The following is a 13987-nucleotide window of genomic DNA, read 5'->3' on the forward strand; positions in this document are numbered from 1 at the left end:
TCCATTTCCAGTTATTCTGCCAATCATCACCATCAATTCATGAAAATTAACAAGCATATCATTGTAAACGGTAACCAGGCTGCGGCTCACATAGCTTATAAAATTAATGAGGTATGTCCTATTTATCCGATAACGCCTTCTTCAGAAATGTCAGAGTTGGTAGAGCAGTGGAGTGCTGATCAGCAGGAAAATATTTTTGGTCATGTACCAGATACTTTTGAAATGCAAAGCGAAGCTGGAGTAGCCGGAGCAATGCATGGTGCATTACAAACTGGGTCATTGGCCACTACCTTTACAGCTTCTCAGGGCTTATTACTTATGATGCCCAATATGTATAAAATAGCGGGTGAACTAACCCCTAATGTAATTCATGTAGCCACAAGATCAGTTGCTACTCATGCCCTTTCCATTTTTGGTGACCATAGCGATATCATGGCGGTAAGAAATACAGGGTATGCTTTTTTAGGAGCTGGTTCCGTGCAAGAAGCTATGGATTTTGCGCTTATCTCACAAGTTTCATCATTGGAATCAAGAATTCCGTTTGTTCATTTTTTTGATGGATTTAGGACATCACACCAAACCTCAAAAATTGAAAAAGTTTCAGATCAGGTCATAAGAACCATCATCAATAAAGATTTTATAAGTGCCCATAGAAACCAAGCACTTAACCCAAACAAGCCGTTTGTTAGAGGTACATCTCAAGGTCCCGATGTTTTTTTTCAAAGCAGGGAGGCTGTAAATTCATTTTACAATGCCTGTCCTGAAATTGTACAGAAACAAATGGATGAGTTTGCTAAACTCACGGGAAGACAATACAAAATATTCGATTATGTAGGTCACCCTGATGCGGAGCAAGTGATTATTGCAATGGCATCCGCAACCGAGACTATCGAGGAGACTATCCATCATTTAAATTCCAATGGAAGTAAAATTGGTCTAATAAAAGTACGTCTGTTTAGACCTTTTAGCAGCAAACATTTTATGAATGCCATACCAAAGACTTGTAAGGCGATTGCCGTTTTAGATCGTACCAAGGAACCAGGTTCTACCGGAGAACCCTTATACTTGGACGTAGTGCAATCTTTAATGGAAAACCTAAATATGGGCACCTTTGACCAATTTCCAAAGGTAGTTGGGGGTCGCTATGGACTAAGTTCCAAGGAATTTACGCCGTCCATGGTAAAAGCTGTAATTGATAACCTTAAAACTTCTGAACCAAAGAACAATTTTACTATTGGTATTACGGATGACATAACGGGTTTAAGTCTTAATTATAGCGAAACACTCAAAATTCAGACCCATAACTATCAAGCTATTTTTTATGAAAATGGAGGCGCACAAACCCAATCCCAATTTAATGCAGCTTTACAATTATTGGGAAATTCAACCGATAATTATGTCCAAGGGTATGCGGGCTGTGACTATAAAAAGTCAAATTCGCAAAGTGTTTCCAATTTGCGAATCTCTAAGACTCAAATAAAGGCCCCTTACCAGATTGATGAAGCAGATTTCATTGCTTGCGATGGAATAGAAAACCTTAAAAACGAAGCTGTTCTTCAAAAATTAAAGCATTCGGGGATACTCTTAATTCATTCGGAAAAAGAGGCAGTGGGCTTTTGGGGAGAACTTACGGATGAGCAACAAGAATTGATTCAGGAAAAAGAAATTAGACTGTACATTGTAGACATTCACTTGTTGGGAAATGAGTATTTAATCAATGGATATTCCATTGGAAGCTTGCATGCGTGCCATTTAGCATTGAAGCGTGAATTACTGCATAACTGGCACCTAGAAGATGTACAAGCACACATTGCTAAAGTAGATACATCAATCTTAACAGGATGTTGGCGAGGCAGTTTGGTCGATGATGAAGAGTTTTCAAAAACTCTTTTGGGGAAACTACTGACCGGACGCGGTAACGAATTGCCTGTAAGTGCCTTACCAGTGGATGGTACTTTTGAAAACAATACCTCCCATCTAAATCAAAGAGACACGGCTATGGAAATTCCAGTTTGGGATACTGATTTATGTACGCAATGCGGGGCATGTAGTATGGCATGTCCGCAAGGAGCCATAAGAATTAAAGCTTATGATAATGATATTCTATCAGAAGCACCAACGGGTTTAAAAACTGTAGAATTTTTAGAAGAAATTGAAGGTTTTGATTTACTCAATTATACCGTACAGGTGAATCCAGCGCAGTGCACTTCATGCAACAATTGCGTAGATGCATGTCCGGCAAAAGCACTTATGATGGCTAATGATAAACTAGGCATTGAAAGTGAAAAGGAGAACTGGAATTTCTTTGAAACTATTCCAGAATTTGACAGAACCAAAATTGATACTACCAAAGTAAGTCAGCAGCAATTGCAAGAACCGTTGTTCAAATATGCCATGGGTGTAGATGGTTGTGGAGAGGCTCCCTATTTAAAATTAATGTCGCAGTTATTTGGAGATCGCATGTTAGTGGCCAATGCAACAGGGGCAAGTTCCATTTTTGGTGGAGCATTGCCTACAACACCATGGTCCAAAAATGAGTTGGGTAGGGGGCCGGCATGGTCTAATTCCTTGTTTGAAGATAATGCGGAATTCGGTTTGGGATACCGCTTATCCATAGATCAACAAGGAATTCAAGCTAAAAACCTACTTAAAAAATTAGCTGCCCAACTTGATCCAATTCTGATTCAGAATATTTTGGATGCAAGACAAACTACAGAAATTGAAATTATCCAACAAAGAAATCGTATAACGGATTTAAATAAACAACTGAGAGAAATTGCACAACCCGAAGCGACACAGTTGTTGGGGATTACTGATAGTTTGGTTAAAAAAAGTGTATGGATTGTTGGCGGCGATGGCTGGGCGTATGACATAGGTTATGGGGGATTAGATCATGTTATGGCATCAGGAAAAAATGTAAATATTTTGGTTTTGGATAATGAAGTTTATTCCAATACCGGAGGACAAATGTCCAAAGCTACTCCTTATGGCGCTTCAGCAAAATATGCATCTAAAGGCAAACAAAAACAAAAGAAGGATTTAGGGCTTTTGGCAACGGCGTACGAGGATGTATATGTGGCCTCTGTTGCCATCGGTGCCAATCAAGAGCAAACCTTGAAGGCATTTGTAGAAGCAGAACAACATGATGGTCCATCTATTATTATTGCTTACTGCCATAGTCCAGCACATGGAATTGATATGAAGAAGCCTTCTCAATATCATAAGGCAGCAGTGGCATCAGGTCAATGGTTGCTCTATAGGAATGACCCAAATAGGATTGTTCAAGGATTAAATCCAATGCAGTTGGATTCTAAAATACCCTCCATACCGGTTAAGAAATATTTTCAATTGGAAAAAAGGTTCAATGGGCTTTTTGGTGCAAATGAAGAAAGGCTTGAAAGTATTCAAAATTTTGTGGATAAACGCTTTGTTAAGTACAAGTCATTAGCATCAGAAGTTTCTTTAAAGAGATCTACGGAGTATTCAAAACTAGCTTCTGAGCTGGAAATCGGATAAGGATTCCACCAATTCCATAATCATTTTTTTTGGCACCTCCTACATCAAATGGATTCTGAAAATACGGATGCGTATCTAAGCACTTTCTTGTCAAGACTACTTTTCGTGCATCACGGTAACAGATTCCCAATCTTTTGGTGCTCCAGAAACAGCATATTTTTTTGCATTGGTATTAAAATAACGAACAATGGCATCTTTAGGGTTTTTGGATAGGATCTTTTCAAAAATGGACGATGCTTCACTGAATTGTTGATCAAAAAAGAAATGTATCCCTTTTTCATAATCCTTTTTCGTTTCCAGCTTTAGCGAAATACTCTTAATACTATCCCCATCGATACATTCATAAATCCCTATTGCTTTTTGCTTCCCTTTTACCTTTACTTTTCCCAAATATCTGAAATTGAATCCGGATGCATCTTTCATGGACTTCAGGCAGTTTTCACTAATAATAATTTTGGCGCCATAGTATTTTGTAACACCCTCTACACGTGCTCCACTATTTACTGTGTCCGCAATAACAGCAGGGTCATTTCTTTTAGTATCGCCTATAATACCCATTATTAATGGTCCCGAATGTAGCCCCATTCCAACCGAAATAGGCTCGTAACCTTTTTCTTTTACACGTCGCTTATTATATAATGCCAAAGTCCGCTGCATTTCTATTGCGGAATCCAATGCACTTTCTGCTTTGTTGGGAAATAAGGCCATGATTCCATCTCCAAGATATTGATTTACAAAACCATCATTTTCTTTAATAATGGGTCCCATGCGTCCAACATAGGCATTCACAAATTTAAAATTCTGCTCAGGGGTCATACCCTCTGCAAGTGCGGTATAATCTCTAATATCAGAAAATAAGACCGTCACATTTTTTTCGATATGGTCTCCAAGTCTAATATCTGTTATAGATTCTTTTCCGACGGATCGTACAAATTCGGATGGCACAAATTTGGATGTAGCTCTATGGATGGTATTTAAATTAATATGGGTCTTTATCCTACTCAACAATTCATTTTTTGAGAAAGGCTTGGTCAAATAGTCATTTGCACCAGAGTTGAAGCCAATTACGAGTTCGTTAATGGTGTTCTTCGCCGTCAAAAGAATTATGGGTAAATCACTGGCAGTAAATGTCTTTCTTATTTCTTCGCATACCTCATAGCCAGATATGCCTGGCATCATGATGTCCAAAAGGACCAAATTAAAAGATGTACCATCATTCAAAGATTTTAGGGCTTCTTTTCCAGAACTTACCTCGGTCACCTTATATCCTGCAACGGTTAAATGGTTTTCGAGAACTCTTCTATTAACTGGTTCGTCATCCACAATAAGTATGTTAGCCGCTTCACGCTCTGGCTGAATTCTCTTCTTGTCTATGACATCATTTTCCTTATAGGTACTAAGCGGTTGTATAAAATCGGTTGAAACTAATAAATCTGGCTTCAAGTCCTCTCTTTTTTGGGTACTTCTGGGAAGGGTAAAGGTGAAAATAGAGCCTTTACCTTCTTCGGAAGTGACACTAATAGTGCCACCATGTAATTCAACTAATTGCTTGGTAACGGAAAGCCCAAGACCGGTACCACCGTATTCCCTTTGCGTAGATCCATCACCTTGTTCAAAAGAATTGAAAATGGTTTCCAATTTTTCTTTGGGGATGCCCATGCCGGTGTCAGAAACAGATATGGAAAGCATCTTGTTTTTGGTTTCGGCCAGTAGTGTGATATATCCCTTTTTAGTAAACTTGATTGCATTACCAATAAGGTTGTGAAGAATCTGTTGCAGTCTATTTTCATCGGCATCAACTAATGGGGCTTCTTTGGATATGGAGTTGATGAGCTTCAGTTTTTTATCTGTAAGTAATGGACGTGACAATTGAAGGACAATGTTGGAAACTGTATAAAGGTCCACAGGTCGTTTGGAAAGCACCAAATCTTCGTTTTTAAGTTTGGCAAAATCCAAAATGTCATTTACCAAATGGGAAAGTCTCTTGCCACTATTGGCAATCATATCCAAGTTTTCAAGTGCAGTTTCTGGGAGCTTACCTGCAATTCCATCTTTTAAGGATTCGGTAAGCCCAATAATGCCGACTAATGGTGTACGAAGTTCATGGGAAGTATTTGCCAAAAATTCATCTTTTAATTGGTCAACTTGTTTTAACCTTTGAACAATTTCACGTTCCTTCTTTAATTCTTGTGTTTTTTGTCTAGAACGCCAATAAATAATACCAAAAATCAGCAGTCCAAGACCCCCAAAGAGAAAAATATAGAACTTAATGCGCTGTGTGTTCAGATCACGTTCAAAAGCAACTTGTTGTGCTGTTTGCTTTCTATGAAAAGCAATGCTATCTGCCAATTGTTCCTTTTCAAATTGATATTGTAACTCATTTCGAGTGATTTCCTCTGTTCTGTTTTTATTGAACAAAGAATCTTTGAGCATAGTAAATCTTTTATAAAATTCTAGTGATTTATCTGTGTTTCCTAACCCTTCCCACGCCAAGCTAAGACATTCGCAGGCTTCTTCTTGAACCAAAAGGGCACCCATTTCCTTTCCTCTAGCTAGACTTTCTGCACAATCTCTTTTGGCCAGCTGGTATTTTTTCTGATTTAAATAGGTTTTGGCGCGATATAGATATGTTGTAGCAAGACCTTCATTATCTTGAATTTCAAGTTTTATGCGTAAACTCCTATTTAAAAAGTCAAGTGCCTTTTTATAATCTCCTCTTTCATTATATAATGAACCTATATTAGCATAAGCTCGGGTCAGGGATATTTTATCATCGACTTTTTCTGCGGTCTCAATACTTTTCATTAGGTATTGGAATGCTTGGTCATACTTTTTTTGATTGCCATATACCAGGGCAATATTGTTATAGGCCGCAGGTAGTGATCTAGGATTATCAAGTTCCTCCTTAAGTTTTAAACTATATAAATAATACTCCAGAGCTTTTTCATTGTTCTTTTGCTCAATAAATACGTTGCCAAGATTATTGGTGACACGTGCCAATGCTGGTTTGTCATCAAGTTCTTCAGAAATCTTAAGCCCTTCCAACAAGAATGATATGGATTGCGTATAATTTCCTATTTCATAATGAATTGTTCCTATATTACTCAAAGTAACAGCAATATCCTTTTGACTTTCCAACTTTTGGGAAAGAACCAAACTTCTATTGAACCATACTAATGCATCTTCAAGTTTTCCTTGAACGGCGTACGTATTTCCAACTAATCGAGTGGAAGTAGCTTCCCATTTTAAGTTTTTGTTTTCTTGAGAAAATTCAAGCATTTTCTTTCCAAAAACCCTGGCTGTATCCAGATTCTGTCTAAACTGGGAAATAAAGATTGTATATGCAGCCTCCAATCGTGTGGTATCCTGCACCGAAACATCTTGCCAAACTGTAAGTAGACTGTCCAAGTTTTTATTTTGGGCTGTCAATGAGTGCATGGCCAAGCACATAAACAAGAGTATGCGGAGGGTCTGTTTGATAGTATTGGTTTAAAATGGTTGGTAAACAAGTACTTAAATGTACTGTTTAATGCGTAATGGACAAAATGAAAGAAGCAGGGACATTTTCTGATACACACAATTCATCTCTTATAATTTACAGTTCAGTAATTCCTATTGGCTAAGACTTTTTTGATTGCACAATTTTGGTGCATCAAACAACGAACAGTCATGAAAAAACCAACCCTACTCGTATTAATATTGCTCAATTTGAGTATTACAATGGCACAAACCACAGTTTCAGGTGTGGTGACCGATGCAAAAAACAACCCCATAGCGGGAGCCAATGTATATTTGGAGGGCACCTATGATGGGGCATCTACTACCGAAAATGGGACGTTTAGTTTTGAAACAACTGAAACTGGCATGCAAACATTGATAATTTCCATGTTGTCCTATGATCCCCACTACGAAGTAGGGGACATCTCTTATTTTAAAGACATCAGAATTAGTTTAGTGGAATCTATTAATGCCTTAACCGGTGTTACCTTGACCGCAGGGACTTTTGAGGCTGGCGACAATTCTAAAGTATCCGTTTTAAAACCGTTGGATATTGTTACCACTGCAGGTGCGGCCGGGGACTTTGTTGCGGCATTGCAAACTTTACCGGGTACCACATCAGTTAGTGAAGATGGTCGACTTTTTGTGCGTGGAGGGGAGGCAGGGGAAACGCAAGTTTTTATTGATGGACTTCGTGTTTTTCAACCCTTTAACGCCACCGCAAACAACATTCCTACCAGAGGTAGGTTTTCTCCATTCCTTTTTAAAGGGATTACATTTAGCACAGGAGGCTATTCGGCAGAATATGGCCAAGCTCTGTCCAGCGTACTTTTATTAAACACTACGGATGTACCTGATCAAGAAAAAACGGATATTTCGGTGATGTCAGTAGGTGGCGGATTGGGGCACACCGAAATTTGGGGCGATCAATCCTTAAGCATCAACACTTCCTATATCAATCTTGCTCCGTATGAATCCCTAATACCTTCCAATCAAGGGGTGCGATGGAATAGTCCATATGAATCTATAGCAGGTGAAGCTGTTTTCAGAAGTAAAGGGGCAAAAAGCATGTTTAAATTATACACAGGATTCAATCATGCTGATTTGGATATTGCGCAAGAGGATATCAATTTTGACGATTTTGTTCGCTTTCAGTTAAAGAACAACAATCTTTATTTTAATGCCTCTTACAAATACTTTTTTGAGAATGATTGGACATTAATATCAGGTGCTGCTATTTCTTCGGATTCCAATACCATTGGAATACAAAATGATGGCATTGAGGCAAGCGAAACGGCTTCGCACTTTAAATTTAAACTTAGAAAGAATTTTAGTAGCAGATTCAACCTAAATTTTGGTTCTGAGTTGTTTTTAACGGACTATGATGAAACTTTTAGTGCTCAGGATGGGTTTGAGTTTAATAGTAACTATCAAGACCAATTGTGGGCCAGCTTTTTGGAAACAGATATTTTTTTAAGCAATCAGTTTGCCATGAAACTTGGGGTTAGGGGAGAGCACAGCACTTTACTGAATGACTTTACAGTTTCACCTAGGATTTCTTTAGCATATAAGCCAGGGGATAAGGGCCAATTTTCTTTGGCCTATGGCGATTTTTATCAAAACCCTTTGGCAGAAGTTGCCAAATTTAGACAGGCTATTCAATCTGAAAAAACAACGCATTACATTTTAAACTATCAACATGTGGATGATGGAAAAACATTTAGAGCGGAAACCTATTACAAGAATTATGATGATTTGATCAAGTACGATTCCGAACTTCCCCGGTTTGATTCTAATTTTACCAATACAGGTAATGGATATGCTGCTGGTTTGGATGTATTTTGGAGAGACAATAAAAGCATAAAAAGCCTCGACTATTGGGTTTCCTATTCCTATTTGAATACGGAAAGAGACTATCGCAACTTTAGTGAAAGGGCCACACCTAATTTTGCGCCAAAACATAATCTATCCATTGTCACAAAATACTGGGTAAACAAACTACGCTCTCAAGTTGGATTTTCATATTCGTATGGATCGGGTAGACCGTATGATAATCCAAACACCGATGCTTTTTTGGCAGAAAAGACCAAATCCTTCAATAATTTAAGTGTTAACTGGGCCTACCTTATCGATCAACAGAAGATTTTGTATTTCTCCGTAAACAATGTTTTGGGATTCAACAACATCAATAATTACCAATATGCAGATGCTCCAAATGTGAATGGTGTTTTTGATAGAAGGGCCATAACGCCAGCGGCGGACAGCTTCTTTTTTGTTGGTTTCTTTTGGACTATTAGCAATGACGGCAAAAGCAATCAGCTAGATAACCTCTAAAAGACCTAAGCTATTTTTGCATTTTTAAATAGTAATCTGCAGAATGCTTTCCAGAACCATAAACCAAGAAGAAAATACAAACCAGCAAGGCTATGGTTGCCAACAATAAGTTAGATGTGTTCATTACTCCTAAAAAATTGGCCAAAACCGCTCCAATTAAAATGGGTAACTGTGCCAAAACCGCCCATCGCGTTAATAAGCCCACTACAATTAAAAATCCTCCTACAAAGTGTGCAGGGGCTATATAATGCAAAAGGATCATACCTCCAGGCATTTCCTGGAATGGTCTTACCACCTCAGCCATTTGTTCATGATTGGTCATAAATTCCACTCCTTTGATAAAAAGAAAGACTCCTAGCGCTACACGTACAAGATCTAATGGGTAATAGGTGTGTGAATTGGCCCATTTGTTCAAATTCTTTACTGTTCCCATGGCTTTAGAATTTTAAAAATGAATTCTATAATATACTCATTTTAAACGATATATGAAAATACTCTTCAGTAAATAAGAACCCGATTTGGATTAAGGTGGTTTTTAAAAACGACCTTCATTGCATAAACCAAATCGCTAGTTCATAAGGTCCAATTCCATCTGAATGTCACTGCGCTCGTATGGAGAAACGGCTCCTACAATCTCTTTAAAACCTAATTTTCGATATAAATTAATAGCAGGCACCAAAACCCTATTGCTTTCTAGATACAGCCGTTTAGCATTTAATTCTTTGGCTTTTTCAATAATATGATGCCCTAGAAGCTTACCAATTCCTTTGCCCTGGGCTTTTGGAGAAACCCCCATTTTTGCCAATTCAAAATCAAACCCTTCGTGTTCACTTTTAATTAAAGCGCATACCCCAACAGCTTCTTCTTTAATTAATGCAACAGCAATATATCCTCCCTTGTCCAAAATATATTCTCGAGGGTGGTTCAAGGAAATACGGTCCATTTCCTCCATTTTAAAATATTGGGTGATCCACTCTTCATTTAGCGTTTTAAATGCTTCACTATACTGATCCGTATAAGCGATTATTTTTGGTGATTCTGACATGATTTAATGAAAAAGGACAATTCTAAAACCCAAAAATACATCGAATATCGATAAAAACGTATAGGAGATCAAGAGTTTGAATATCAATATTTTATCCTAATTCATCCAATTTTTTTCAGTTTAAAGCGTTTGTTAACTAGTAAAACCGGTTTTTCAACGATAAAATTGGCTATTTACCGATAAAATATGTAACATTACATTAAAGTTAATAGTAAAACTCTTACAAGCTCCCAAATCTTGCTAATGAGACCAAACAAAAGACATACACCTGGTTCCCTCAGGTCCTTTAACCTACAAACACCATTTGGCTATGGACGTAAAACTACCCCTATTCTCCAAAGGCAGTTCTCTTTTTTGCTACAATTGGATTTTTTATCTGATTTTTTCGTGCCTGCATTTCACGGATTTAAGTGCACAAGAGAGTAATCCGTACGTAAGTTACGATGTGCCGTTTCAGAATCTTTTAAAATTCAATAGATTCCTGATCAACCCGACTTTTTCTGCAGTTAGAGAAAACAAGTCGTACGTAAACCTTTTTCATAGAAGTCAAGGCTCGGATTTTAATGATAACAACCAAAACTATTTCTTGAGCTATAGTGGTCAAATAAATGACCGGATAGGTATGGGAGTTAGTCTGTATAATCAACAAGAAGGAGTTATCTCCAATCTTGGTATAATGGCTAACTATTCCCATGGCATTCAGCTTGGTCAAAAAAGTAACTTAAGTTTTGGAGTAAATATCCCATACTATGTAAGTAGTTTTGATCCTGATAGGGCTGTCGCATTGGAAGACGATCCATTATTGAATGATGCCACCCAAAATTCTATCATATCCTTTCAACCTGGTCTAAACCTTTCCGTCGGTAAGTTTGACTTTGGTGTATTTGCGCAAAATCTGGTTGATTATAATATTAAGACAGGAAAATCTTTAAGTGAGTTTAACGAGAAGACTTTTTCAGGACATATTCAGTTTGCACATGAATTTAAAAATGGTGCTGGTATTTTTGAGGATGGCCGTTTACTGCCTTTAGCACGAGCCAGATTTGAAGGTGAGGAAGACCCTATTTTTGGAGGTGGACTTATTCTTGACTTACCAAAACTGGGATGGATTCAAGGTGGATACGATCAATTCTATGGAGCATCGGCAGGTACTGGTTTTAATTTAAACCGAAGATTGTCCTTTGGGTATAATTTTGAGAAAAATTTAAACAACAACATCGTGGATTTAGGGGTGACCCATGAAATTTCCATTGCTTTTTCTTTTGTTCCATCATTGGCCAAAAATACATTGGCTTCCAATGAAGGCTCCACTCAAAAACCTATTGAAGGTACTTTTGTAGCTGATATTAAAGAGCATAAGAAAAAGAAGAAGAACAAACTAGATGCGAAAACTACGTTGCGACCCACCAATAAAGAGGATTTAGCTTTTTGGGAGGAACAAGTAAAAACACTTAAAGAGCAACAAGAAGACCATTATGCCATAATTGATGACCTGCTCTATAAAATGGATTCGCTCGAACTAAGGAGACAACAGGATTTGGAGGAGCGATTTGAAATGGTCATGCGGATGGTAAAACGTCAGACGGATAATAAGCGTCCCGATATTGAAAAAAATGCCGAGCAGTTATATCTAGCAAAAAGTGATGATTTAGATTCAATCAGTACTGTCCTTGAGACTACAAGTCTTGCTGTAAATGAAAATACTACTATTAAGAAAGAGATTGCCCCAGATAAGAAAGAGATTACTCCAGAGAAAAAGGGTGGTGCGTTTACTGGGGGAGCATTTAAACCAATAGAAAAGTTTATCAATCTGGATGGTGTAGGAAAGGGGCATTATATAGTAGCAAATGTGTTTAAAAACGAGCGCTATTTGAAGAGTTTTATGGCAGATTTGAAGAAAAAGGGATTAAACGCTGAATACTTTAAGAATCCAGATAACGGTCTTAATTATGTTTACTTGGCAAAATATCAGCAGAATGAAGATGCTTATGCGGCCTACCGTTCAAACATGAAAGGTAAGTATACAGATGAAATCTGGATCATGCATGTTGATAATCCACGCTATTCCAATTGGGCGGATACTAAATTCCAGGATAATGAATAGAATAGGTGATTTTAAACTTTTGATTTGTTCATTTCCTGTGCAATGGCCTTACTGCCAGCATCAGATTGATCTGTAAGTTCTGAGGTGATTTTTGGATGATCCTCTGTTCTGGTCTGTGAGAGTTTATATGCCGCTTGAATAGCTGTGATTTCTATTTGAAAACCAATGATGCCCTTTACCTGTCTTAGTGTTTTAGGAGACATATCATGCAGAGAAACAGGGTTTTTAGAGTTTTCTTCATACTTATCTACCAGTTTATGAAGCGATGCCATGGTTTCTTCCTCATTCAAAACTTTCAATCTTCCATAAACATGTACTGCTATATAATTCCATGTAGGAACTTCCTCTTCTTTATACCAAGAAGAAGATATGTAGGCATGTGGGCCATTAAATATGCATAAAATTTCTGTATTTGAATCAAAAGCCTTCCCTTGCGGATTAGCTTTTGCAATATGACCCACAAGAATATCTTTTCCTTCCTTGTCTTTATCCAGTTCTAAAGGAATATGCGATGCCCAAGGTTTTCCATCCACTTGATTCACCAAAATCCCAAAACTGTTATGCATCAAGAAAGCTTTGATTTCTTTTAAATCTTCATTTTTATAATAATGTGGAATGTACATCCTATTGTTTTGTATTTAGGGTAAGAAATACGGGTAAATGATCCGAAACATGCTTGTTGTTTTCCATCCTATCATCAATGTGAATGTAACTATTGACTTTTAGATTCTTTGTAAAGATATAATCTATTCTAGTGTTTAAAACCCTGCTGTGGTCAAAACCGCTAAACGTACCTGAGGGGCCGTAAAATGGTTCTTTTGAAATTTCCATTCCATCATCCATTTTTGTTCTTATAAGCTTTATTGGTGTGGTATCTGGAGTTAAATTAAGATCTCCCATAAGAATGACAGGAAGATTTTTAACGTTGATGTCGTGGATCTTCTGTAAAATCAATTCAGCGGATTTTGCTCTGGCTAATTCCCCTATGTGGTCAAAATGGGTATTAAATACATACAGTTCCATTCCCGTAGTACGATTTTTGAATAGACCATAAGTACAAATACGTTCCATTGACGCATCCCAACCCACCGAAACTTTAGCAGGTGTCTCAGAAAGCCAAAATGTTTCGTTTTCCAATAATTCAAAGTTGAAAGTATTAAACAGAATTGGAGCGTATTCTCCTTTTTGTTTGCCATCATCCCTACCAACTCCAACATACGAGTGTTCCGCCAGCATGGAGTCCAAATAGGAGAGTTGATGATGAAGCACCTCTTGGGCTCCAACGAAGTCAGGTTTGTAATATTGAATTAAATCCACCATGGTATGCTTGCGATTATTCCAGTTATTGATGGTATCATTCACATTGTCATACTTCACATTGTAACTCATAACCCTTGTTTCTTGGCCAGAAATGGGATGCAACGCTAAAGAGATAAAACAAAATAAGATGGAATGCTTGCGAAACATAGAATGCAGTTTAGGAATTATAG

General features: G+C 37.7%; 8 protein-coding genes. 3 read left to right on the forward strand and 5 right to left on the reverse strand.

Annotated elements, in window-relative coordinates; translation table 11 throughout:
* The first annotated feature begins 39 nt into the window (after positions 1–39).
* Positions 40–3516 carry a 4Fe-4S binding protein gene (locus FVB32_RS11785; RefSeq protein ID WP_147743997.1) on the forward strand — a complete coding sequence of 1159 codons (3477 nt, stop codon included), beginning with the start codon at positions 40–42 and terminating at the stop codon, positions 3514–3516.
* Positions 3517–3612: 96 nt separating this feature from the next.
* Here the strand turns inward: FVB32_RS11785 and FVB32_RS11790 are convergent, their stop codons facing one another.
* Positions 3613–6924 (reverse strand): tetratricopeptide repeat protein, encoded by a 3312-nt coding sequence (locus FVB32_RS11790; protein ID WP_187269564.1) that lies wholly within the window; start codon positions 6922–6924, stop codon positions 3613–3615.
* Between the two features lie 261 nt (positions 6925–7185).
* Here FVB32_RS11790 and FVB32_RS11795 point away from each other — a divergent pair, with 261 nt between their 5' ends.
* Complete coding sequence (locus FVB32_RS11795; protein ID WP_147743999.1) at positions 7186–9348, forward strand: TonB-dependent receptor; 2163 nt, start codon at positions 7186–7188, stop codon at positions 9346–9348.
* 10 nt (positions 9349–9358) lie between these two features.
* Here FVB32_RS11795 and FVB32_RS11800 read toward each other — a convergent pair whose 3' ends face one another.
* Together FVB32_RS11800 and FVB32_RS11805 are read right to left on the reverse strand one after the other, a co-directional pair.
* The gene (locus tag FVB32_RS11800; RefSeq protein ID WP_147744000.1) at positions 9359–9781 is read right to left on the reverse strand and encodes a DoxX family protein; all 423 of its coding nucleotides are present in this window, start codon (positions 9779–9781) and stop codon (positions 9359–9361) included.
* A gap of 135 nt (positions 9782–9916) precedes the next feature.
* Positions 9917–10393, reverse strand: coding sequence for a GNAT family N-acetyltransferase (locus FVB32_RS11805; protein WP_147744001.1), 477 nt, complete (start codon positions 10391–10393; stop codon positions 9917–9919).
* 310 nt (positions 10394–10703) lie between these two features.
* Here FVB32_RS11805 and FVB32_RS11810 point away from each other — a divergent pair, with 310 nt between their 5' ends.
* Positions 10704–12497, forward strand: a complete 1794-nt coding sequence (locus tag FVB32_RS11810; RefSeq protein ID WP_147744002.1) for a PorP/SprF family type IX secretion system membrane protein — start codon at positions 10704–10706, stop codon at positions 12495–12497.
* Positions 12498–12508: 11 nt separating this feature from the next.
* Here the strand turns inward: FVB32_RS11810 and FVB32_RS11815 are convergent, their stop codons facing one another.
* Positions 12509–13120, reverse strand: coding sequence for an FMN-binding negative transcriptional regulator (locus FVB32_RS11815; protein WP_147744003.1), 612 nt, complete (start codon positions 13118–13120; stop codon positions 12509–12511).
* A 1-nt stretch (position 13121) separates the two neighbouring features.
* On the reverse strand, positions 13122–13964 hold the full coding sequence (locus tag FVB32_RS11820; RefSeq protein ID WP_246139879.1) for an endonuclease/exonuclease/phosphatase family protein: 843 nt from the start codon (positions 13962–13964) through the stop codon (positions 13122–13124).
* Positions 13965–13987: the final 23 nt, after the last annotated feature.

Origin of the sequence: Flagellimonas hymeniacidonis (genome assembly GCF_008040165.1) — a bacterium.
Lineage (GTDB): Bacteria > Bacteroidota > Bacteroidia > Flavobacteriales > Flavobacteriaceae > Flagellimonas > Flagellimonas hymeniacidonis.